This is a genomic window from Cellulosimicrobium sp. XJ-DQ-B-000 (genome assembly GCF_031119065.1).
GTDB lineage: Bacteria > Actinomycetota > Actinomycetes > Actinomycetales > Cellulomonadaceae > Cellulosimicrobium > Cellulosimicrobium funkei.
The window spans coordinates 74,574-96,622 of the sequence record NZ_JAVHYN010000002.1; the positions used below are offsets into that span (position 1 = coordinate 74,574).

The window sequence follows — 22,049 nt, forward strand, 5'->3', positions numbered from 1 at the left end:
CGTGGTCCCGCGAGGTAGCGGCCTGGTACCGCCCAGGTGGAGGCCGTGGTCGCCGTCGTCGAGACCACGCCTCTCCCTCGGCAGACCGGGGCTCTACCTCGGCGGACCAGGGCTCTACCTCGGCACGACAGACCCCCGCGGGAACGACCCGCACCCGGTGCACCCCGCCGGTTCGCAGCGACGCGAAGGAGGTGGCTCAGGGATGAGCCCGACCGAGACCGACACGACCACGCGGGGTGGACCACCCGGTCCTCGCCGCACGGGCCCGGGCGGTGCGGCCGCCCGCCGGACGGGGGCCCGCGTCGTCGCGGGCCTCGGTGCCGGGGCGCTCGTCGCCGGCTGCGCGCTCGCGGCCCTGCCCGCGCAGGCCTCGCCCGCGGGCGCGGTCGCCGCGACCGGGACGACGGCGGCCCCCGCCGACGTCGCGGGCGTCACCGTGACGCCCGACCCGTCGTACGCGGGCGCGCCGTTCGAGGGCTGGGGCACGAGCCTCGTGTGGTTCGCCAACGCCACGGGCGGCTACCCGGACGAGATCCGCGACCGGCTCGCGGACATGGTGTTCGGTGACGAGGGCCTCAACCTCAACATCGCGCGCTACAACGTCGGCGGCGGGAACGCTCCCGACGTGCCGGACTACCTGCGCGCCGGCGGCGCCGTCGACGGCTGGTGGAAGGCGCCCGAGGGCACGACGCGCACCGACGTGGACTGGTGGGACCCCGAGAACCCGGACCACTGGGACGAGGACGCCGACGCGACGCAGCGCTGGTGGGTCGACCGCATCAAGGACGACGTCACGCACTGGGAGACGTTCAGCAACTCCCCGCCGTGGTTCATGACCGTGAGCGGGTACGTCTCGGGCGGGTTCAGCTCGACCGCGGACCAGCTCAAGACGGACAGCATCGACGACTTCGCGGCCTACCTGGTCGGCGTGACCGAGCGCCTCGAGGACGCGCACGGCATCGAGGTCGACACGATCGACCCGTTCAACGAGCCCAACACCAACTACTGGGGCACGCAGCTCGGCGCCGACGGCAACCCCACCGGCGGCCGCCAGGAGGGCGCCCACATGGGCCCCGCGCTCCAGGCGAAGGTCGTCCCGGCGCTCGCCGCGGCGCTCGAGGGCTCCTCGACCGACGCCGTGGTCTCGGCGATGGACGAGACCAACCCCGGCACGTTCGCGACCAACTGGAACGCGTACCCGCAGGCGGTCCGCGACCAGGTGTCGCAGCTCAACGTCCACACCTACGGCACGGGCCAGCGCACGACGGTCCGCGACATCGCCAAGGGCGAGGACAAGCCGCTGTGGATGAGCGAGGTCGGCGGGAACTGGAGCTCGACGGGCCAGGACTTCGAGACCATGGAGTCCGGCCTCGGCAGCGCGCAGCACATCGTCGACGACCTGCGCGAGCTCGAACCGAGCGCGTGGGTGTTCTGGCAGCCGGTCGAGGACTACGCCAACATGGCGCCCGGCGGCGAGAGCGCGAACGGCATGAACTGGGGCGAGATCCAGATCCCGTTCGACTGCACCGCCGAGGACACGCTCGAGACGTGCCCGATCTACACGAACACGAAGTACTGGGCGACCCAGAACTTCACGCACTACATCGAGCCGGGCGACTCGCTGATCCGCTCGGACGACGCCAGCAGCACGGCCGCGGTGTCGGCCGACGGCACGTCCGCGACGGTCGTCCACGTCAACGCCACGAAGGCCGAGCGCGCCGTGACGCTCGACCTGTCGAAGTTCGGTGCGGTCGGGTCCGATGCGACCGTCACCCCCGTGGTCACGAGCACGGCCGGCTACCTCGTCGAGGGCGAGCCGGTGGCCGTCGAGACGGGTGCGGACGGTCCGAGCGCGACGCTCGTCGTGCCGGCCGAGTCCGTGACGACGTTCGTCGTCGACGGCGTCTCCGGCGTCGCGGACGACGCCGCGCTCGTGCAGGACGGGCACGCCTACCGTCTCGACGGCGTCCAGGCGGACCGCTCTCTCGCGCCGTCGGCGTCGGGCACGGGCGTCGTGATCCGCACCGACGCGCCGGTCGCGGAGCAGGCGTGGGAGCTCACGGCGCTCGGCGCCCCCGAGGGCTCCGGCACGCACCGCACGCGCTACGCCGTGACGAACGCGGCCACGGGCCGCCAGCTCGCCGTCGCGGCCGACACGTCCGCCGTCCTCCAGGACGCGCCCGCCGACGTCGGGGACACCCCGCTCGCCGCGCAGTGGATCCTCTCGACGACCGGCGACGGCACCTTCACGCTCGTCAACGCGTCCTCGAAGACCCTCCTCGAGGTCGGCGGCCAGGCCACGGCGGACGGCTCGCCCGTGGGCACGTACCTCGCGAACTCCGGCGTGAACCAGCGCTGGCGCGTGGTCGACGAGACGGTCCTCGGCACCGAGCCCGTCCAGGCGTTCACGACGCCGGGCACCGCGCCCGAGCTCCCCGCGACCGTCACCCCGGTCTACCGTGACGGGGCGCGCGGCGCGCTCCCCGTGACGTGGGACGTGCCGGCCGACGACGCGTGGGCCGAGCCCGGCACCGTCGAGGTGACCGGCACCGTGGCCACGCCGACCGGCGGCGAGGTCGCCGCGACGGCGACCGTCGTCGTCGACGAGCTCACGTCCACGCTCCCCGCGCGCGCCAAGGCGTACGCGGGCGGCACCCCGACCCTGCCCGCGACCGTCACGGCGGTCGCTGCCGGCGGCGCGGAGGTGCAGCGCCCGGTGGTCTGGGACGACGCCCCCGCGGACGCGTACGACGCCGTCGGGGTCGTCGAGCTCACGGGCACGGCCGACGCCGGGGCGGGCGCCACGCTCCCGGCCACCGTCCGCGTCCAGGTGACCGAGGCGGCGTCCGCCAACGGCGCGCTCGCCGCGGGCACGACAGCGAGCGCGACGTTCACCGAGCCGGGCTACGCCGTCGGCGGCGTCGTGAACGGCAACCTCACCGACAAGGCGTGGTCGAACTGGGTGTCGGGCACCAAGCGCACCTCCGACACGCTCACCGTCACGCTCCCCGCGGACCGGGACGTCACGGGCGTCGTGACGCGGTTCTGGAAGGACGGGTCCAGCGCGAGCTGGGCGCAGTCCGTCCGGCTCCAGGCCCTCGTGGGCGGCACGTGGACCGACGTCGGCGCGCCAGTCACGGTGGACGCCTCGCCCGACGGCCCCGCGCCCGCGGTCGAGATCCCCGCGGACGTGCGGACGTCGTCCGTGCGCGTCGTCCTCACGGCACGGGCGAACACCCACCTGGTGGTCTCCGAGATCGAGGTGCTCGCCAAGGTGCCCGGCACGGGGACCGACGCCGCGGCGTCGGGCATCACGGTGGCCGGCGAGCCCCTCGCCGGGTTCGACCCGGCCGTCACGGCGTACGACGTGCCCGTCGCGGGCGGGGTGCCCGCCGTCGAGGCGGTCGCGCACGACCCCTGGGCGACGGTCGCGGTCGAGGCCGCCGACGCCGTCCCTGGCACGACGACGGTGCGCGTGACGGCAGAGGACGGCACGGAGCGGGAGTACGCCCTGCGCTGGACGGCCGACGCCGGCGCGGCGCCGGTGACGGTCACCGCCGAGACGCGGTGCCTGGCCGGCAAGGTGTACGTCGCGGTCCGCGCCACGAACGACGGCGACGCGCCGCTCGACGTGACCCTCGCGACTCCGTACGGCACGCGCACGGTCGCCGCCGTGGCGCCGGGCGCGAGCGCCTACCAGTCGTTCGCGTCGCGCGCGGCGTCCGTCCCGGGCGGGACGGCCGTCGTGACGGTCGACGGGTTCGCACCGCTCGAGGTCGGGTTCGACGCGCGCTCCTGCTGAGCCGTCCGGCCGCACGGTGGGCCGGGTCGGCGTCCTCCGCGACGCCGTCCCGGCCCGCCGTGCGGCCCTCGTCGTGGCTCCCCCGCGCCGCCCTGCGCGGCGCGGGAGAGGCACGTCACCCGATGATCGCGGCCACGCCGCGACACTGCCTCGCGTGCGTCGGCGGAGCCGCGTACCGTATCCCGGGTGCCCGGTACAGTGCCGGGACCGAGGAGGAGCCCACCACCGTGACCCCCACCACGAGCGGAGACGTCCTGACGACGGCCGGCGGCACGCGCTGGACCATGCGCGGCGAGATCGACGCCGCGGTCCAGGCCCGGCGCGAGGACGAGCTGCTGCGGCTCGCGCAGTCGGCGGACGGGCGCATCCACATCGACCTCGGCGCGGTCACCTTCATGGACTCGGGCGGCCTGCGCCTGCTCTACCACGCCGCCACGGCCGGCTCGGGGGCACCCGTGCTGGAGCGCGTCCCGCGCCGCGTCCGCGACCTGCTCGAGCTCAGCGGTGTCGCCGAGCTGTTCGAGCTCACCGACGACGCCGGACCTGCCGAGGACGAGGCGTGACCTTCGCCCACGCGGCGGTACCGCCCGGCTTCGTCGAGATCGGTGCCTGGCCGCTGCGCACGCTGGCGGACCTCGCCACCCTGCGGGAGGGCCTGCACCGCATGCTCACCGGCGCCCCGCTGCCCGCGGACCGCGCGCTCGAGGCCACGCCCGAGCGCGTCGTCCTCGTCGCGAGCGAGCTCGCGACGAACGCGCTGCGCCACGGCCTCCCCCCGACGCAGGTGCGCCTGCTCAGCGACGGGCGCGAGCTCGTCATCGACGTCGTGGACCACTCGCCGGACGTCCCCGTCATCGCGGGCCGGCGCTCGCCGGGCGCGGGCGGGTTCGGGCTCGTGCTCGCGCAGCGCGCCTCGACGGCCGTCGGCTGGTTCCGCGCCGGCACCGGCGAGAAGCACGTCTGGGCGCGCTTCGACGTCCCCGTCTTCCGTGGCGGGGCCGGCGTGCGCAGCGCGCTCCTCCCGATCGGCTGACACCCCGGCCGCACCGCTTCCCCGCCGCGACGCTCGACCCCCCGCACGCTCGCGCCCCGGCGCGCGCGCCTCAGGCGTCGCGCCGCACCAGGAGCAGGGTCGCGTCGTCCGCGGAGCGCGGGTCGCGCGCGGCGGCCACGACGCCGTCGACGTCGACCGTCCCCGGCTCCGCCGCGAAGAACGCCGCGAGCCGCCGCAGGCCGTCGAGGATCGACTCCTCGCGCCGCTCCACGAGCCCGTCGCTGTACAGCACGAGCGCGCCGCCGGGCGGCACCTGGACGTGCTGCGCGGGCGGCACGCGGTCCACGAGGCCGAGCGGCGGCACGATCGCGCTCTCCGTCCAGCTCGTGGTCCCGTCGGGCGCGACGACGAGCAGCGGCGGGTGCCCCAGGGACACGTGCTCGACGACGCCGGTCACCGGGTCCAGCACCGCGACGGCGATCGTCGCGACCTCGCCCGGGAGCGTCCAGCGCGCGACCTCCCCCAGCAGCGTCACCGCCTCGACCGCGGAGCCCGTGCTCACGAGCGCGGCCCGCAGCGTCGTCCCGAGCTGGCCCATCGTCGCCGCGGCCTGGAGCCCGTGGCCCGTCACGTCGCCCACGACGAGCGCGAGGCGCCCGGACGGCAGCACGAGCGCGTCGTACCAGTCGCCGCCCACGAGACCCGTGCCGGCCGACTCGTAGCGCGACTGCAGCGTCCACCCCGGGACGTCGGGCAGGAGCGCGGGCAGGAGGCTCCGCTGGAGCTCCTCCGTCGCCCGCACCGCCTTGCGGCCGCGCAGGTAGAGGGCCTCGACGAGGTGGCCGCGCAGCGACGTCGCGACGTCCGTCTGGTCCGACGTCCAGGGCACGCTGTGCCCGCGCACGACCTCGCGCCACCGCTCGAACGACTTGCGCGGGCTGAGCCGCACCGAGTCGTCCTCGCCGCGCGCGATCTCCTTGTTGTACGGGTCGCCGCCCCAGTCCACGTGCCGCAGGACCTCGTCGCGCACCCACAGCACGACCTGGCCCTCGGGCAGCACGATCCCGAGGACGCCCGCGACGTCGGGCACGATCGCCGCGACGTCCGGCGCGTCCCGGTGCAGGGCGTCGGACATGACCAGGTCCTCGCCGTGCCCGAGGACCCACGCGACGAGCGCGCGGCACCCGTCCTCGTCGGGCACGTTGCCGACCGCGATGAGGCCGCCCTCCGCGACGACGACCGCGCCGTCGGCCCGCACGAGGCGGCGCAGCCAGCCCGAGCGCGTCAGGGCGATGCCGATGGGGACGCTCTCGTCGCGGCTGTCCGCGGCCAGGTGCGCGAGGACGCCCTCGGCGCGCCGCACCTCGGTCTCGCGCTCGTCCTCCGCCTGGGAGACGAGCCGGACGGAGAGCGCGGACCCGAGGAACTCCGCGGCGGTGCGGACCTCGAAGGGTGGCTCGTGCGGGCCGGAGTAGTGGTGGCACGCGACGAGCCCCCACAGCCGGCCGTCGCGCAGGAGCGAGATCGACATCGACGCCCGCACGCCCATGTTGCGCAGGTACTCGAGGTGGATCGGCGAGACGCTGCGCAGCGTCGAGTAGGTGAGGTCGAGCGGCGCGCCCGTCGTGGGGAGCAGCGTCGGGACGATCGGCTGGGGCGCGTAGTCCACGTCCGCGATGAGCCGGATCCAGTTCTTCTCGTACAGCGCGCGCGCCTGCGGCGGGATGTCCGACGCCGGGTAGTGCAGCCCGAGGAACGCGTTGAGGTCGTCCCGGCGCGCCTCGGCCACGACCTCCCCGTTGTAGTCCGCGTCGAAGCGGTAGATCATCACGCGGTCGAAGCCCGTGAGCTCGCGCACGTGCCGGGCCGCGTCGTCGTACAGCTCGTCGAGCGTCGCGGCGCGCTCGAGGTCGCGCAGCGCCTGCCGGACGGCGAGGTAGGTGTTGGGGAACGTCAGCGGGCGCGCGCCCGCCGCGGTCTCGAGCTCGACGACGAGCACCGGCTCGGAGCCCGGGCCCTCCTCCGGCAGCGGCGGCCGGTGGAGCACGGCGTCGACGTCGAGCGGCCTGCCGTCCCAGCGGTCGAGGTGCAGGGTCACGGGGTTGCGCGTCGCGAGGTCCGCGCCGTCCGCCGCGTGCGCGAGCAGGTCACGCGCAGGTTCCTCGCCGAGCACGTCGGCGAGAGGCCGGCCCGCGAGCTCCTCCGCGGGGACGCCGAGGTGCCGTTCCACGTTCGCCGACGCCTGGAGCAGCACGCCGTCCGCCTCGCGGACCACCAGCAGGACCCCGCGCGGCTGGATCATGCCGGGGACGTGGATGGGCTCGCGGGCACAGTTGTCGAGGTCCACCGCCTCGCCGGGCGCGAGGAGCTCCGGCTCGTCGACCGTCCTGGTCACGATCCTCCGTCCGGGCATCACGTCCCGCGGACGGTTGCCGTACTACGGTCGGCGGACCACCTTGGCTCGAGGATCCGGAGACGCGTGCCTCAGGCTACCGCGCCCCGCCGACCGTTCGTGCGCCGCGTCCGTGGAGGTCGGCGGGTGAGCCGCGTGAGCGACGCCACGGAACTCCGCGGTAGCGTCGTTCGTCGGACGAGCGGGAGCCCGGACCGCCCGCCCGGACCCCGACGACCAGAAGGTGACCCATGAGCACGACGACGACCCCCCTCCTGCGCGCCAGCGGCCTCGCGGCCGGTTACGGAGGCCCCGACGTCGTGCACGGTATCGACCTCGACGTGACGCCCGGCACCGCGCCGGTCGGGATCGTCGGGGAGTCGGGCGCCGGGAAGTCGACGATCGTGCGCGCGCTCGTCGGCCTCGTGCGCCCCACGGCGGGCCACGTCACCTACGCCGAGCGGACGGTCGGCAAGCTCTCCCGCCGCGACAAGAAGCAGTTCACGGCGGACGTGCGCCGCGTCTCCCAGGACGGCCTCGCCGGCATCGGCATCGACCCCCGCTGGACGGTGGACCGCACGCTGTCCGCGGCGCTCAAGGACGCGCGGCGTGCCGGCCGCCCGAGCGGACGCTCCGTCGAGGACCTGCTCGGCGACGTCGCGCTCGAGCCCCGCTACGCGCCGCGGACCGTGCAGTCGCTCTCGGGCGGCGAGAAGCAGCGGGTCGCGCTCGCCGTCGCGCTCGCGACGCGCCCCCGGGCGCTCCTCCTCGACGAGCCGCTCACCGCCGTCGACCCCGCGATGCGCGGCGACGTCGTGCGCCGCCTCGCCGACGCGACGACCGCCCTCGGCACCGCCGTGCTGCTGGTCTCGCACGACCTCGAGCTCGTCGAGCGGATGTGCCCCATCGTGCACGTGCTCGCCGACGGCACGTTCGTGGCGTCGGGGTCGCTGCGCGACGTGTTCGCGGGCGCCGCCCCGGGCGCTGACCACCCGGCCGTCCGCGGACTCGCGGAGGCCGCCCCGCTCGCCGTCCAGCGCTTCCGCTGACCCGCGAGGTAGAAGCTCCGAACGCGAGGTAGGACGCCGCGGGCTCTACCTCGCGACCGGCGGTCCTACCTCGCGAGGACGGACTCGATGGTGGCCGACTCCTCCGGGGTGAGCGGGGGCGCGGAGAGGGCCGCGACGTTGTTCTCGAGCTGGCGGACGCTGCTCGCCCCGACGAGGGCGGAGGTGACGCGGTCGTCGCGCAGCACCCAGGAGAGGGCGAGCTGCGCGAGAGTCTGGCCGCGGGAACCCGCGATCTCGTTCAGCGCCCGCGCGCGCTCCAGGTACGTCTCGTCGAGGTTCTTCTCCGACAGGAAGGGCGAGTCCGGTCGGGCCGCGCGCGACCCCTCGGGCGCCGAACCGGAGAGGTAGCGGTCCGTGAGCAGACCCTGCTGCAGCGGCGAGAACACGATGGTGCCGACGCCGAGGTCGCCCACGACGTCGAGCAGTGACTCGGTCTGCACGCCGTCGTACGCGTCCTCGTGCGCCGGGTCCTCGACGTGGCGGTTGAGCATCGAGTAGCTCGGCTGGTGGATGAGCAGCGGGGTGCCGAGGTCGGCCAGGATCGCCGCAGCCTCGCGCGTGCGCGCGGGCGAGTAGTTGGACACGCCCACGTACAGCGCCTTGCCCTGCTGGACGGCGTCGTGCAGCGCGCGCATGGACTCCTCGAGCGGCGTGCTCGGGTCCGGCCGGTGGTGGTAGAAGACGTCGACGTAGTCGAGGCCCATCCGGCGGAGCGACTGGTCGAGCGAGGAGAGCAGGTACTTGCGCGAGCCGCCGTCGCCGTAGGGGCCGGGCCACATGTCGTAGCCGGCCTTCGACGAGATGACGAGCTCGTCGCGGTACGCGCCGAGGTCCTGCGCGAGGTGGCGGCCGAAGTTCTCCTCCGCCGAGCCGTAGGGCGGGCCGTAGTTGTTCGCCAGGTCGAAGTGCGTGATCCCGAGGTCGAACGCGCGGCGCAGCACCGCGCGCTGCGTCTCGAACGGGTTCACGTCACCGAAGTTGTGCCACAGACCGAGCGAGATCGCGGGCAGGTCGAGGCCGCTGCGCCCCGTCCGCCGGTAGGTCATGGTGTCGTAGCGGTCGTCGGCAGCGACGTAGCGCGGGGCGAGAGGCATGGATCCATTCTGCCTCCCCGCGCCCTGGGAGCTGTGCCCGGACTCGTCCAGCAGGCGAGCCGTCGTCTCGCACCACGTCTCAGGCTCGGGCCGGTCCGAGGACGGTGAGGAGCTGCAAGCGTTCCGCGGACCGGCTCCCAGGTGCTGCGGTGTAGACAAGCAGCGAGTGCGACTGCTCGGGATCGAGCAGGGTCTGGCAGCTGAGCTCGAGCGGCCCGACGAGCGGGTGGAGGTACCGCTTGACCTGGCGTGGTCGCACGCCCACCTCGTGCCGGTCCCACACCGTGCGGAACTCCTCGCTGCGGTCGAGGAGAAGCCGGGCCAGGTGGGCAGCGCGCGACTGCGGCCCCCGCAGGGCGAGCACCCCGCGCAGCCCCGACGCGTACATCCGGGAGTAGAAGGCGTGGTCTTCTGGAAAGTAGAGGTCGCGCACCGACGCGTCGGTGAACCAGCGGTACCCGATGCTTCGCGAGGGGCCCGTGTACCGGCGAAGGTCACCGACGAGCGCGACGCCGGGAGGCGTCTGCCACAGCGTCTCGCCGAGCTCGGTGACGATCTCCGCCGGTGTGTCTTCCAGGCGCTCGATGATCCGCAGCAGCCCGGGGTCCACGTGATCGCCGGCCGCCCCGGGCTCGGGCGGACGATGCCCGGCGAGCCGGAACAGGTGGTCCCGTTCCGCGCGCGACAGGTGCAGGCCCTGCGCGATCGAAGCGACCATCTGCTCCGAGGGCTGCGGGCCACGCTCTCGCTCGAGCCGGGAGTAGTAGTCCGTGGACATGTGGCACAGGCTCGCGACCTCCTCTCGCCGCAGCCCTTCGGTGCGGCGTCGCGATCCGCGCGGCAGACCCACGTCCTCGGGCTGCAGCACGGCGCGGCGAGCGCGCAGGAAGTCGGCGAGCCCCGCTCTGTCGATCATGGGTCCATCGTCACGTGCCTGGAACTGCCGAGCCACGGATCATCAGGCCGTGGATAACGTGCTGCGCCTGGCTGAACCTGGCATGGGCCGTCCGCCGCGCGCCCGACCGCGTCCAGCACCGAGGAGTACTCATGCCCCGCACGAGCCACGAGATCACCGTCCCCGACCTCACGGGTCGGCGCGCCGTCGTCACCGGCGCGAGCGACGGCGTCGGCCTCCAGATCGCGACCCGACTCGCCGCCGCCGGGGCCGACGTCGTCATGCCGGTCCGCAACCCGCACAAGGGCGAGGCCGCGGCGGCGCGGATCCGGGCCGGACACTCCGCAGCTCGCCTGACGCTGCGTGAGATGGACCTGTCCTCGCTCGCCTCCGTGTCCTCGTTCTCGCAGACGCTGCTCGACGAGGGACAGCCGATCCACCTGCTCGTCAACAACGCCGGCGTCATGACACCGCCCACGCGTCAGGTCACCACCGACGAGTTCGAGCTGCAGCTCGGGACCAACCACCTCGGCCACTTCGCCCTCACCGGCCACCTCCTCCCGCTCCTGCGGACCGGGCAGGCCCGGGTGACCTCGCAGGCGAGCGTTGCCGCCCGCAGCGGCAGGATCCGCTGGGACGACCTCCAGTGGCAGCAGGGCTACGACGGGATGGGCGCCTACCGGCAGTCGAAGATCGCCGTCGGGCTGTTCGCGCTCGAGCTCGACCGGCGCAGCACGGCACAGGACTGGGGCATCACGAGCAACGTCTCCCATCCCGGTGTCGCCCCGACGAGCCTGCTCGCGGCACGGCCCGAGCTCGCCCGTGACTCCGCGACACGAGGCCGACGCATGATCGAGTGGCTGTCCTCGCACGGACTGCTCGTCGGGACGACGCAGACGGCAGCCCTGCCCGCTCTCATGGCCGCGACGTCCCCCGACGCAAGGGGTGGTGCCTTCTACGGACCGCAGTGGCCGGGCAACGCCGGCGGACCGCCCGGAGAGCAGAAGCTCTGGGCCCCGTTGCGTGATGCCTCGGAAGCCGCGCGCCTCTGGTCCGTCTCGGAGGAGCTGACAGGCGTCGCGTTCGACTGACCGGCGCACGGCGTTGGCCACGCGTCGCTGCGCGCCGGTCTAGGCCGAGTCCCGCACGACGAGCACGGGGTCGAAGATCCGCGACGTGACCCGCGGCTCGCCGGTCTCGACCTGCTCCAGCAGGAGGCGCGCCATCTCGGCGGCCATCTCCTCCACGGGCTGCCGCACCGTCGTGAGAGCCGGGCGCGTCAGCGTGCCGGCGGGGCTGTCGTCGAACCCGACGACCGCGACGTCGTCCGGGACGCGGCGACCCTGCTCGCGCAGCGCGTGCACCGCGCCCTGGGCCATGACGTCGTTCGACACGAAGACGCCGTCCAGGCCGGGAGCCGCGCGCAGCAGCTCGAGCATCGCGGCCTCGCCGCTCTCGACCGTGAAGTTGCCCTCCGCGCTCGGCACGTACGCGTGGCCGCGCCGGGCCATGGCGTCGCGGAACCCCTCGAGACGGTCGCGCGCCGCGAGCACGTCGAGGGGGCCCGAGACGACGCCCACCGACCGGCAGCCGCGGTCCAGCAGGTGGTGCGCGGCGAGGCGCGCACCGTCGGCGTTCGCGACGTCGACATAGCTCACCGGGAGGGGCCGCGGGGGCCGGGCGAAGAGCACCGTGGGCCTGCCCGTGGCCAGGAGCTGCTCGGGCAGCGGGTCGTCGGCGCGGGTCGAGACGACGAGCGCGCCGTCGGCGTTCCCGAACCGGAGGTACGAGACGACCTGCTGCCGCGCCTCGTCGCCGTCGGCGAGCATGAGCACCGGGTGGACGTCGTGCGGACGCAGGGACCGCACGAACGACCCCACGACGCGGCCGAAGAACGGGTCGGCGAGCAGGCGCGGGAGGTGCAGGCCGTCGTCGGGACCCGGCTCGGCGCCGGACACGACGACCGCGACGGTCCCGGTGCGGCGCGTGACGAGCGAGCGCGCCGCCCGGTTCGGCACGTACCCGGTCGTGGCGACGGCCTGCAGGACAACCTCCTGGACCGCGGGCGCGACCTTGCGCTTCCCGTTCACGACGCGCGAGACCGTCGCGCGCGACACCCCCGCCACCCGCGCGACGTCGTCGAGCGTCGGCACCCGATGCTCCACGTGCTCGCTCACGTGGCGACGATAGCAGGGGTAAGAGCGCTTTCCCGAGGCGGCGAGGAGTGCGCCGCCGCGCCGCGGGGAGACCCTACTTACTAACTAGTTCGTTAGAAATAGGGGCCCTTTTTGCCCAGTTATGGACGGATATAGACGGACACCGCGGCCGTGCGATCGCTTGACAGCCCCTCCGACCGGGTGAAAACTCAGCCTCGGTAAGAGCGCTCTCCCAGCACCACACCTCAGCCGCGGCGCCGCGGCTGAAGGCACGGCTCGATGACGAACTGTGCCCCGGGTCGATGCCGACCCGGGGCGGACGGAGAGGTAGAAGAACGCGATGCGCACCCCATCCCCCACCGCCCCCGCGCGCTCCCGCAGACACCGAGCAGCGCGTGCCGCGCTCGCGGTGCTGACCACCGGCGCGCTCGCGGGAGCCGCGCTCGTCGTGCCCGCGACGTCGGCGAGCGCCGAGCCCGTGCTCCTTTCCCAGGGCAGGCCCGCCACCGCGTCGTCGGTCCAGGACGACTGGTCCGGGTACGACGCCGCCAAGGCGGTCGACGGCGACCTCGGCACGCGCTGGTCCAGCGCCTGGAGCGATCCCCAGTGGCTCCAGGTCGACCTGCAGGAGCGCGCGAGCATCGACCGGGTCGAGCTGGCCTGGGAGGGCGCCTACTCCTCCGCGTACCAGGTCCAGGTCTCCGACGACGCCTCGGCGTGGCGGACGCTCTACTCCACCACCCAGGGCGACGGTGGCACGGACGTGCTCGACGTCGACGGCGAGGGTCGGTACGTCCGCGTGCTCTCGACCGCCCGCCCGGGCGGCTACGGCCACTCGCTCTACGAGTTCCGCGTCTTCGGCGAGGCCGGCGGCTCGGGGCCGGTCCACCCGACGGACCCCGGCGACCCGACCGACCCGTTCCCCGACTACGTGCACCCGGGCCACCCGACGGTCCCGGTCAAGGACTCCGGCCCGAGCGTGGTCGAGGTCGTCGGCGGCGACGGCGAGTGGGAGCTCCAGGTGGACGGGCAGCCCTACACGGTGCGCGGGTTCACGTGGGGTGGCACGAGCGCCGAGGAGACCGGCCCGCGCATGCAGGGTCTCGCCGACATCAACGGCAACACGACCCGCACCTGGGGCACGGGCGCCGACTCGCGCGCGATCTTCGACGCCGCGGCCGAGCACGACGTCCGTGTCATCGCGGGCTTCTGGCTCATGCCCGGCGGCGGCCCGGGATCGGGCGGCTGCATCGACTACCGCACCGACACGACGTACAAGGACGACACCAAGGCCGACATCCTGCGCTGGGTGCAGGAGTACAAGAACCACCCGGCCGTCCTCATGTGGAACATCGGCAACGAGGCGATCCTCGGCCTCCAGAACTGCTACTCCGGCACGGACCTCGAGGAGATCCGCACCGCCTACGCGTCGTTCGTCAACGAGGTGAGCGTCGCGATCCACGCGATCGACCCCCACCACCCGACGTCGAACACCGACGCGTGGACGGGCGCGTGGCCGTACATCCGCGACCACGCTCCCGACCTGGACCTGCTCTCCATCAACGCGTACGGCGACGTGTGCAGCATCGCGAGCGCGTGGGAGGCCGGGAACTACGGCAAGCCGTACGTGCTCACCGAGGGCGGCGCGGCCGGCGAGTGGGAGGTGCCGGACGACGTGAACGGCGTCCCGGACGAGCCCACCGACATCGAGAAGAGCCGCGCGCTGCCCCTGTCCTGGAAGTGCCTCATGGAGCACGAGGGCAAGGCGCTCGGCGCGACGTTCTTCCACTACGGCGTCGAGGGCGACTTCGGCGGCGTGTGGTTCAACGTCACGCCCGGCAACAACAAGCGCCTCGGCTACCACGCGATCGCCAAGACGTGGGGCGTCGACCTCGCGGGCGTGAACACGGCCCCGCGGATCACCGGCATGACGATCCCGGGCTCGACGTCGGTGACCGCCGGCGCCACGCTGGACGTCGACCTCACCGCGACCGACCCCGACGGCGACCCGATCAACTACGTCGCGTTCTTCAACAGCAAGTACGTCGACGGCGCCGGCGGCCTCGCCTGGACCGAGCTGACGAGCAAGGGCCAGGGGAAGTTCTCGGTCACCGCACCGTCGCGGCTCGGCGTGTGGAAGCTCTACGTCTGGGCCGAGGACGGGAAGGGGAACGTCGGGGTCGAGACGCGCTCGTTCCGCGTCGTCGCACCGCCGGTCGCGGGGACGAACATCGCCCAGGGCAGGACCACGACGGCGTCGAGCTTCGATCCCTGGAACGGGAACTGGTCCCCCGGCCAGGCGACCGACGGCGACCAGGGCACCCGCTGGGCGAGCAGCTGGAACGACGACGAGTGGCTGACGGTCGACCTCGGATCCGTCCAGGCGTTCCAGCACGTCCAGCTCGTCTGGGAGACCGCGTTCGGCAAGGCCTACCGGATCCAGACGTCGAACGACGGGCAGTCGTGGACCACGGTCCGCACGGTGACGGACGGCGACGGCGGGGTCGACAGCCTCGACGTCGCGGGCAACGGCCGCTACGTGCGGCTCCAGCTCGACGCGCGCGGCACCGAGTGGGGCTACTCGCTCTTCGAGCTCGGCGTGTACCAGCGCTGACACCCGCAGACGTCCGGGTGGGGGCGGCGGCAACCGCCCCCACCCGGCACGGCGCCCGGTGACAGACGCCGGGCGTGCCCATCATCCGCGCAGCGTCGCGCGCTCCTGCCCGAGAGGCTCCGCAGCGCGCGACGACCTCGAAGGAGGAAGCATGCACGGCACGACACGCACCACCACGCTATCGCCTCCCCGGCACGGCAGACGCCGCACCGGGACGCGGCGACGCCGGCTCGCCGCGACGATGACCGGCGTCCTCGTCGCGTCGACCTCGGTGGTCGTCACGACGAGCGCCGCCGCCGCCCCGGACACCCTGCTCTCCCAGGGCGCGCTCACGGCGGCGTCGAGCTCCGAGTCCGGTGGCCTGGGCCCCCGGTTCGCGGTCGACGGCGACCGGGCCACCCGCTGGGCGAGCCAGCCGAGCGACGACCAGTGGATCCGCGTCGACCTCGGCGAGGCGCACGACCTCGACCGCGTCGTCCTCGACTGGGAGGCGGCCTACGGCAAGGACTTCACGGTCCAGGTGTCCCAGGACGGCCGGTCCTGGACGACCGTCGCGACCGTCGTCGACGGGACGGGCGGCACGCAGTCGTTCGACGTCGACGTGACGGGTCGCTACGTCCAGGTCGTCGGGACGGAGCGCGGCACGCGGTACGGCTACTCGCTGCACGAGCTCCAGGTGTTCGGCGACGGCGACGCGCCGGACCCCGAGAACCCGCCGGAGTGGGACGACGAGGTCACCCACCACGAGTTCCAGGCCAACTGCTCGTTCTCGCACTTCCTGCCCGACGACCCGATCGTCTTCCCCGGCCAGCCAGGGAAGTCGCACCTGCACACGTTCGTCGGCAACCGCGTGACGGACGCGTTCACGGTGCCCGAGGACCTGTTCGAGAACACCGGCTCGACCTGCACGGTCCCGCAGGACCACTCGTCGTACTGGTTCCCGGCGATCGAGAAGAACGGCGTCCCGATCGAACCCGACATCCCGCTGACGATCTACTACAAGTCGGGGATCGACGACTACACCAAGGTCAGGCCCTTCCCGCCGGGCCTGCGGTTCGTCGCGGGCGACATGATGGCGACGTACGACGAGTTCAGGACCGCCCCGGGCGCCGTCGAGGGCTGGGAGTGCGGCGACATCTCCAAGAGCTGGGACATCCCCGCCCACTGCCCGGAGGGCACCGAGCTGAACATCCGTTACCAGGCGCCGAGCTGCTGGGACGGCATGCACCTGTCCCCCGACGCCTCGGCCCACATGGGTCACGGCACGCACATGGCGTACCCCGTGGACGGGCAGTGCCCCATGACGCACCCGATCGCGGTCCCGATGATCGAGTTCAAGATCGCGTGGCCCGTGAGCGGTGACATGTCCGACGTGCGGCTCGTGAGCGGCTCCGACCAGTCGTGGCACTACGACTTCATCAACGGCTGGGAGCCCGAGGTGCTGGAGCGCCTCGTGGAGCACTGCATCAACGGCGGGCTCCAGTGCAACCCGCGCGGGTACGACCTCTACAAGCCGCACCGCGGCACCGTCCTCGACGAGAACTACCAGCTCGTCGGCTGACACCCCACCGCCCGACGGGCGCGGCGTCGTCGAGCACGACGGCGCCGCGTCCGGGGCACGGTCGTGCCCGTGGCACGGCCCCCCGACCCGAAGAAGGCAGGACCATGCATCTCCGACCCACGGCCAGGCTCCGCCTGGCCTCCCTCGCCGCGGGGCTGACCGCGGCGTGCGTCGCGGCCCCGCTCGTGGCGGCCGCAGCGCCCGTCGCGACCGCGGCGGAACCCGTCAACCTCTCCCAGGGCAAGCCCGCGACAGCATCGAGCGTGCAGGGCGACTACGCCGCCGCTCGGGCGGTCGACGGCGACCTGAGCACCCGCTGGGGCAGCGAGTTCGCCGAGGGCCAGTGGCTCCAGGTCGACCTCGGCCAGGTCTCGACGCTCTCGTCCGTCGCCCTGAGCTGGGAGGGCGCCTACGGCAAGGGCTTCCGCATCGAGGCGTCCGACGACGGCACGACCTGGCGCACGCTGCGCACCGTCACCGACGGTGCCGGCGGGCGGCAGACGCTGCCCGTGTCCGGGACCGGGCGCTACGTGCGCCTGCTCGGCACCGAGCGCGGCACCGGCTACGGCTACTCGCTGTGGGAGCTCCAGGTGTTCGGCACGCCCGGGACCGACGGCGGCCCGGTCGGCCCGGTCGACGACTGCACGACGAACGCCGCGCTCGGGAAGGCAGCGACGGCGTCGTCCACGGAGGGCGCGCACGCCGCGGGCCTCGCGGTGGACGGCAAGGCCGACACGCGCTGGAGCAGCGAGTTCTCCGCCGCGCAGTGGCTCCAGGTCGACCTGGGTGCGATCGAACCGGTCTGCGGGATCGAGATCGACTGGGAGGGCGCCTACGGCAAGGGATTCAGGGTCGAGACCTCCGACGACGGCGCCCTGTGGCGCACCCTGCGCACGGTCACCGACGGGACCGGCGGCAAGCAGGTCCTCGACGTCACCGGGTCCGGTCGCTACGTCCGGCTCGTCGGCACCGAGCGCGGGACCGGCTGGGGCTACTCGATCTGGGAGCTGCGCGTGCTGACCACGGCTGACGGGACACCGAACCCCGGGACGGGCGAGCCGATCGAGGGCGGCGGGGACCTCGGGCCGAACGTGCACGTGTTCGGCCCCGGCACCCCGGTCGAGCAGATCCAGGCCGCCGTCGACGCGGCGTACGCGGCGCAGGAGGAGAGCCAGTTCGGCCTGCGCCGCGACCAGTTCCTCTTCGAGCCCGGCACGTACCCGGTGCACGTCGACGTCGGCTTCAACACCGCGGTCAACGGCCTCGGCAAGAACCCCGACGACGTGAACATCACGGGCGGCGTCTGGGCCGACGCGGAGTGGTTCGAGGGGAACGCCACGCAGAACTTCTGGCGCTCCATCGAGAACCTCGCCGTCACCCCGACCGGCGGCGACATGCGCTGGGCCGTCTCGCAAGCAGCGCCCATGCGTCGCGTCCACGTCAAGGGCAACCTCATGCTGCACTCGTCGCGCTACGGGTGGGCGTCGGGCGGCTTCACCGCCGACTCCGTCGTCGACGGCCAGGTGCGGGCCTACACGCAGCAGCAGTGGTACACCCGCGACTCGACGCTCACGGGCGGCTGGGACGGCACGCTGTGGAACATGGTGTTCTCCGGCACCGAGAACGCCCCGCCGACGACGTTCCCCGAGCCCGCCGTCACCACGCTCGACACCACCGGCACGATCCGCGAGAAGCCGTACCTCTACCTCGACGGCGACGACTACGCCGTCTTCGTCCCGTCGCTGCGCGAGGGGACGCGCGGCGCGACGTGGAAGAACGGCTCCACGCCCGGCACGTCGATCCCGCTCGACGACTTCTACGTCGCGCACCCCGGCGACACCGCCGAGCACATCAACGCGGCGCTCGACCAGGGCCTCCACCTCCTGCTCACCCCCGGCGTCTACGAGCTCGACGAGACGATCGAGGTGAACCGCGCGGGCACCGTCGTGCTCGGCCTCGGCTACGCGACGATCGTGCCCACCGCGGGGCAGACGGCGATGCAGGTCGGCGACGTCGACGGCGTCCGGGTCGCGAGCGTCCTGTTCGACGCCGGGGCGGCCGAGTCCCCGAGCATGCTCACCGTGGGCACGGACGGCTCGAGCGCGGACCACGCCGGCGACCCGATCTCGATCCACGACGTGTTCGTGCGCGTCGGCGGCGCGCACGCGGGCAAGGTGGACAGCGCGATCGTCATCAACGCGGACGACACGATCGTGGACCACATCTGGTCCTGGCGCGGCGACCACGGCGAGGGCATCGGCTGGGACGTGAACACCGCCGACCACGGCCTCGTGGTCAACGGCGACGACGTCGACGGCTACGGCCTCTTCGTCGAGCACTACCAGAAGGACAACACCCTGTGGAACGGCGAGCGGGGGCGCACGATCTTCTACCAGAACGAGCTCCCGTACGACCCGCCGAACCAGGCCGCGTGGAACCACGACGGCGTCCGGGGGTGGGCCGCGTACAAGGTCGCGGACCACGTGCGCGACCACGAGGCCTGGGGCCTGGGCTCCTACTGCGTGTTCACGTCCGACGCGTCGATCGTCTCCGACAACGGGTTCGAGGTCCCGGTCACCCCGGGCGTGCGGATGCACTCGCTGCTGACCGTCTCGCTCGGCGGGGTCGGTACGTACGAGCACGTCATCAACGGCGTCGGTCCCCGTGCCAGCGGCGTCGAGACCGTCCCGGCGAAGGTCGTCAGCTACCCGTAGACGGGTGGCAGCATCGCCGTCGGCCCGGCGCAGGAGCCGGGCCGACGGCGAGCGCTCGTCAGCGGGTCGGGGTCTCCACGACCTGCCCCGCCCACGCGAACCCGCCGCCGAAGCCGAAGAGCAGGGCCGGGACGCCCGCGGGGATCTTGCCCGCGTGCCACCACTTGGACAGCCCGAGCGGGATGGACGCCGCGGACGTGTTGCCGGACTCGACGATGTCCGTGACGACGACCTTCGACTCCATCCCGAGCGCCTTCGCGAGCGGCTCGATGATGCGCAGGTTGGCCTGGTGCGCGACGAGCACCTCGATGTCGTCGAGCGAGACGCCGGAGCGCTCCACGACGGTGCGCGCACGCTCGGCGGCGCGCGTGATGGCCCACTTGAAGACGGCGCGGCCGTCCTGGGCGAACTTCTCCTGCGGCGCCTCGATGAGCACGGCCGGGGTGAGGTCGGGCTCGGAGCCCCAGGTCACCGGGCCGACGCCGGGCTCGTCCGTCGCGCGCAGCACGGCCGCGCCCGCGCCGTCGGCGGTGAGGATGCACGTGCTGCGGTCGGTCCAGTCGGTGAACGCCGTGAGCTTCTCCGCGCCGATCACGACGGCCGTGCGCGCCGAGCCGCCGCGGATCGCCTGGTCGGCGAGGCCGACGGAGTGGGCGAAGCCGGAGCACGCGACGTTCACGTCGAGCACCGCCGGCCCGACGACGCCCCGCAGGTCGAGCTCGGACGCCTCCTCGGGCGTCGACCGCCCGGGCATGACGCCCGTGCGCAGGTGGTACGCGACGCGGCCAGCCGTGTTGGGCGAGCGGTCCGTCGCGGTCGCCGTGGCGACGATGACGAGGTCGACCTCGGCCGGGTCGACGCCCGCGTCGTCGAGCGCGTGGCGGGCCGCCGCGGTCGCCATGTCGGCGACGGTCGTGTCGTCGTCCGCGACGTGCCGCGTGACGATGCCCGTCCGCGAGCGGATCCACTCGTCGTTGGTCTCGACGAGCTGCGCGATGTCGTCGTTCGTCAGCGTCTTCTCGGGCTGGAAGTGACCGAGGCCGACGATGCGCGACCCGGCCGCGCCGGTGGCGGGAGTGAGCATGAGGACGATCATGTCACGCGGCCGCTCGTCGTCAGAACGCTCCGGGAGGTCGTGCGACACACCCGTGACGTACCGTCGGGAGGTCCGCCGTCGTGCCACCGAAGGAGCCGTCGTGTCCCGTCCGCCGCTGCCCTCCCGTCTCGTCGAGATGCTCCGCCGCCCGAACGCCGCCGTCATGGCGACGGTGCGCTCCGACGGCGCGCCCGTCACCGCCGCGACCTGGTACGTCTGGGAGGACGACGGTCGCGTGCTGGTCAACCTCGACGAGTCCCGCGTGCGGCTCAAGCACCTGCGGAACGACCCCCGGGTCTCGCTCACCGTGCTCGACGAGAACTGGTACACCCATGTGACGCTCATCGGTCGCGTCGTCGAGCTGCGCGCCGACGAGGGCCTGGCCGACATCGACCGCATCTCGCGCCACTACACCGGCCACGAGTACGCGAACCGGACCGACCCGCGCGTCAGCGCCTGGGTCGAGGTCGAGCGCTGGTACGGCTGGGGCGAGGCGAAGGCCGGCGACGACGCGTAGCACCTGCCGCAGGGCCCGGGGGGCCGTCAGGAGCCGTGACGGAACGCGTCCCACGCGCCGAGCAGGTACTGGATCCCGAGCGCGCGGTCGTACAGGCCGTAGCCGGGGCGCGGCCTGTTGGTCGTGTTCTCGTCCCACAGGTGACGCCCGTGGTCGGGGCGGACGTAGCCCTGGTAGTCCGCCTCCGCGTAGGCGCGCATGATGCCGGTCGTGTCGACGCTGCCCTCGCACGCGCGGTGCGCGACCTCGGTGAAGTCCCCACCCCCCAGGTGCTTGATGTTGCGCACGTGCGTGAAGTGGATGCGGTCCATGAACGTGCGCACCGCGTCGACGGCGTCCTGCTCGGGGTTCGCGGAGAAGCTGCCGAGGCACAGCGTCAGACCGTGGTAAGGGCTGTCGTGGAGCGCGAGGACGCGGGCCAGGTCGTCCTTGGTCGAGACGACGCGCGGCCAGCCGAAGACGTCGAACGGCGGGTCGTCCGGGTGCACGCCGAGCCGCACCCCGGCCTCCTCGCACGCGGGGACCACGGCGTCGAGGAAGTACCGGTAGTGCGCGTACATGTCGTCGTGGGTCACGCCCTCGTAGGCGGCGTCGAGCTCGCTGAAGCTCGCGAGCCGCTCGGGCTCCCAGCCGGGCAGCGTCAGCCCGTGCGTGCTCGTCTCCATCTCGGCGATGAGCCGCTGCGGCGACCAGGCGTCGACCACGGCGCGCTCGAAGAAGAGGGCGGTCGAGCCGTCCGGCAGCGGGTGCCAAAGGTCGGTGCGCAGCCAGTCGAGGACGGGCATGAAGTTGTAGCAGACGACCTTGACGCCGGCCCGCCCGAGGCGCCGGACGGTCGTGACGTAGTTCTCGATCGCCTCGTCGCGGCCCATGCCGAGGACCGTCCTGCCGAGCTTGATCGACTCGTGCACGTTGACCGACTCGACGACCTCGGCGTCGAACGTCCGGGTGATCCCTCGTGCACGGGCCTCGGCGGACAGCCCGGTGATCCGCGCGACCTCCGCGTCGATCTCCGCCTGCTCCCAGACCTCGCCCGCCTGCTTGCCGTGGAGGCTCCACACGATCGTCTCCACCCCGGGGATCTGCCGGACGTGGTCGAGCGTGACCGTGTCGTTGCCCTCGCCGTACCACCGGAAACCCATCT

General features: G+C 73.3%; 15 protein-coding genes. 9 read left to right on the forward strand and 6 right to left on the reverse strand.

Annotated features, from left to right (window positions below):
- Positions 1 to 202: 202 nt before the first annotated feature.
- From RDI86_RS04235 to RDI86_RS04245, 3 genes are all read left to right on the forward strand, one after another.
- Positions 203 to 3,802 (forward strand): Ig-like domain-containing protein, encoded by a 3,600-nt coding sequence (locus tag RDI86_RS04235; protein ID WP_308820780.1) that lies wholly within the window; start codon positions 203 to 205, stop codon positions 3,800 to 3,802.
- 227 nt (positions 3,803 to 4,029) lie between these two features.
- Positions 4,030 to 4,365: an STAS domain-containing protein gene (locus tag RDI86_RS04240; protein ID WP_228485224.1), complete on the forward strand. Its 336-nt coding sequence runs from the start codon at positions 4,030 to 4,032 to the stop codon at positions 4,363 to 4,365.
- Positions 4,362 to 4,835 carry an ATP-binding protein gene (locus RDI86_RS04245; protein WP_061266630.1) on the forward strand — a complete coding sequence of 158 codons (474 nt, stop codon included), beginning with the start codon at positions 4,362 to 4,364 and terminating at the stop codon, positions 4,833 to 4,835. The genes RDI86_RS04240 and RDI86_RS04245 overlap by 4 nt, the downstream gene beginning before the upstream one ends.
- A gap of 70 nt (positions 4,836 to 4,905) precedes the next feature.
- On the opposite strand, the gene RDI86_RS04250 is transcribed toward RDI86_RS04245, so the two are convergent.
- The gene (locus tag RDI86_RS04250) at positions 4,906 to 7,191 is read right to left on the reverse strand and encodes a SpoIIE family protein phosphatase (RefSeq protein WP_308820781.1); all 2,286 of its coding nucleotides are present in this window, start codon (positions 7,189 to 7,191) and stop codon (positions 4,906 to 4,908) included.
- A 248-nt stretch (positions 7,192 to 7,439) separates the two neighbouring features.
- Between RDI86_RS04250 and RDI86_RS04255 the strand changes: the two genes are divergently transcribed.
- Entirely contained in the window at positions 7,440 to 8,237 is a 798-nt protein-coding gene (locus RDI86_RS04255) for an ATP-binding cassette domain-containing protein (protein ID WP_308820782.1), read from the forward strand.
- Positions 8,238 to 8,302: 65 nt separating this feature from the next.
- Here RDI86_RS04255 and mgrA read toward each other — a convergent pair whose 3' ends face one another.
- Both mgrA and RDI86_RS04265 read right to left on the reverse strand, forming a co-directional pair.
- Positions 8,303 to 9,352, reverse strand: coding sequence for an L-glyceraldehyde 3-phosphate reductase (mgrA, locus tag RDI86_RS04260; protein WP_076403366.1), 1,050 nt, complete (start codon positions 9,350 to 9,352; stop codon positions 8,303 to 8,305).
- 79 nt (positions 9,353 to 9,431) lie between these two features.
- Positions 9,432 to 10,268 carry a helix-turn-helix transcriptional regulator gene (locus tag RDI86_RS04265; protein ID WP_076403368.1) on the reverse strand — a complete coding sequence of 279 codons (837 nt, stop codon included), beginning with the start codon at positions 10,266 to 10,268 and terminating at the stop codon, positions 9,432 to 9,434.
- 131 nt (positions 10,269 to 10,399) lie between these two features.
- Between RDI86_RS04265 and RDI86_RS04270 the strand changes: the two genes are divergently transcribed.
- Positions 10,400 to 11,338 (forward strand): SDR family oxidoreductase, encoded by a 939-nt coding sequence (locus RDI86_RS04270; RefSeq protein ID WP_308820783.1) that lies wholly within the window; start codon positions 10,400 to 10,402, stop codon positions 11,336 to 11,338.
- 39 nt (positions 11,339 to 11,377) lie between these two features.
- Here RDI86_RS04270 and RDI86_RS04275 read toward each other — a convergent pair whose 3' ends face one another.
- Positions 11,378 to 12,424 carry a LacI family DNA-binding transcriptional regulator gene (locus RDI86_RS04275; RefSeq protein ID WP_308820784.1) on the reverse strand — a complete coding sequence of 349 codons (1,047 nt, stop codon included), beginning with the start codon at positions 12,422 to 12,424 and terminating at the stop codon, positions 11,378 to 11,380.
- A 319-nt stretch (positions 12,425 to 12,743) separates the two neighbouring features.
- On the opposite strand from RDI86_RS04275, the gene RDI86_RS04280 reads away from it, so the two are divergent.
- From RDI86_RS04280 to RDI86_RS04290, 3 genes are all read left to right on the forward strand, one after another.
- Positions 12,744 to 15,017 (forward strand): discoidin domain-containing protein, encoded by a 2,274-nt coding sequence (locus RDI86_RS04280; RefSeq protein ID WP_308820785.1) that lies wholly within the window; start codon positions 12,744 to 12,746, stop codon positions 15,015 to 15,017.
- A gap of 241 nt (positions 15,018 to 15,258) precedes the next feature.
- Entirely contained in the window at positions 15,259 to 16,578 is a 1,320-nt protein-coding gene (locus RDI86_RS04285; RefSeq protein ID WP_076403374.1) for a DUF1996 domain-containing protein, read from the forward strand.
- Between the two features lie 104 nt (positions 16,579 to 16,682).
- The gene (locus tag RDI86_RS04290) at positions 16,683 to 19,292 is read left to right on the forward strand and encodes a discoidin domain-containing protein (RefSeq protein WP_308820786.1); all 2,610 of its coding nucleotides are present in this window, start codon (positions 16,683 to 16,685) and stop codon (positions 19,290 to 19,292) included.
- A gap of 58 nt (positions 19,293 to 19,350) precedes the next feature.
- Here the strand turns inward: RDI86_RS04290 and RDI86_RS04295 are convergent, their stop codons facing one another.
- On the reverse strand, positions 19,351 to 20,376 hold the full coding sequence (locus RDI86_RS04295) for a beta-ketoacyl-ACP synthase III (RefSeq protein WP_308820787.1): 1,026 nt from the start codon (positions 20,374 to 20,376) through the stop codon (positions 19,351 to 19,353).
- Between the two features lie 112 nt (positions 20,377 to 20,488).
- On the opposite strand from RDI86_RS04295, the gene RDI86_RS04300 reads away from it, so the two are divergent.
- Complete coding sequence (locus tag RDI86_RS04300) at positions 20,489 to 20,905, forward strand: TIGR03618 family F420-dependent PPOX class oxidoreductase (RefSeq protein WP_061266625.1); 417 nt, start codon at positions 20,489 to 20,491, stop codon at positions 20,903 to 20,905.
- Between the two features lie 26 nt (positions 20,906 to 20,931).
- Here RDI86_RS04300 and RDI86_RS04305 read toward each other — a convergent pair whose 3' ends face one another.
- On the reverse strand, positions 20,932 to 22,047 hold the full coding sequence (locus RDI86_RS04305) for a mannonate dehydratase (RefSeq protein ID WP_233139795.1): 1,116 nt from the start codon (positions 22,045 to 22,047) through the stop codon (positions 20,932 to 20,934).
- Positions 22,048 to 22,049 lie beyond the last annotated feature (2 nt).